Origin of the sequence: Paenibacillus roseus, from assembly GCF_016424485.1 — a bacterium.
GTDB classification, from domain to species: domain Bacteria; phylum Bacillota; class Bacilli; order Paenibacillales; family Paenibacillaceae; genus Paenibacillus_D; species Paenibacillus_D roseus.
Genome location: NZ_JAELUP010000097.1, coordinates 121012 through 121741 on the forward strand (window position 1 = coordinate 121012; position 730 = coordinate 121741).

7 tRNA genes are annotated in these 730 nt (G+C 51.6%); all 7 read right to left on the reverse strand.

Annotation, left to right across the window (positions count from 1 at the left end):
- Positions 1-20 precede the first annotated feature (20 nt).
- Positions 21-96, reverse strand: a tRNA-Phe gene (locus JFN88_RS16900).
- A 12-nt stretch (positions 97-108) separates the two neighbouring features.
- Positions 109-185: transfer RNA gene (locus JFN88_RS16905), tRNA-Asp, on the reverse strand.
- A gap of 44 nt (positions 186-229) precedes the next feature.
- Positions 230-306 (reverse strand) — tRNA-Met (locus JFN88_RS16910).
- A 17-nt stretch (positions 307-323) separates the two neighbouring features.
- Positions 324-399: transfer RNA gene (locus JFN88_RS16915), tRNA-Val, on the reverse strand.
- A gap of 67 nt (positions 400-466) precedes the next feature.
- Positions 467-541 (reverse strand) — tRNA-Glu (locus JFN88_RS16920).
- 8 nt (positions 542-549) lie between these two features.
- A tRNA-Ser gene (locus tag JFN88_RS16925) sits at positions 550-642 on the reverse strand.
- Between the two features lie 7 nt (positions 643-649).
- A tRNA-Asn gene (locus JFN88_RS16930) sits at positions 650-722 on the reverse strand.
- Positions 723-730 lie beyond the last annotated feature (8 nt).

Below are 730 nucleotides of genomic sequence, written 5' to 3' on the forward strand. Positions count from 1 at the left end.
TATGCAATTGTACTGCTTCATGGTGGCTCGGGACGGAATCGAACCGCCGACACGAGGATTTTCAGTCCTCTGCTCTACCAACTGAGCTACCGAGCCATATGATGATAATGGCGGAGCTGACGGGATTCGAACCCGCGGTCTCCTGCGTGACAGGCAGGCATGTTAGGCCTCTACACCACAGCTCCACATTATAAGTCCCGGATTTACTCCGATGGTAAAACATTGGTTTTGGTTGCGGGGGCAGGATTTGAACCTGCGGCCTTCGGGTTATGAGCCCGACGAGCTACCGGGCTGCTCCACCCCGCGTCGTTAATTACTTTATATGGTGGACGCTGACGGGATCGAACCGCCGACCCTCTGCTTGTAAGGCAGATGCTCTCCCAGCTGAGCTAAGCGTCCTTATTAAAACCGACATTTAATATCTTATCACATTTCTTATTTAAATGTCAAGCTTTTTTAAGGATGTTGGTGACCCGTAGGGGATTCGAACCCCTGTTACCTCCGTGAAAGGGAGGTGTCTTAACCCCTTGACCAACGGGCCTTGTATAATGGCGGAGAGAAAGGGATTCGAACCCTTGAGACGCTTGTGACGCCTACACGATTTCCAATCGTGCTCCTTCGACCAGACTCGGACACCTCTCCATAAAAGCTCCCCGAACAGGACTCGAACCTGTGACAACTCGGTTAACAGCCGAGTGCTCTACCAACTGAGCTATCAGGGAATGCAAAC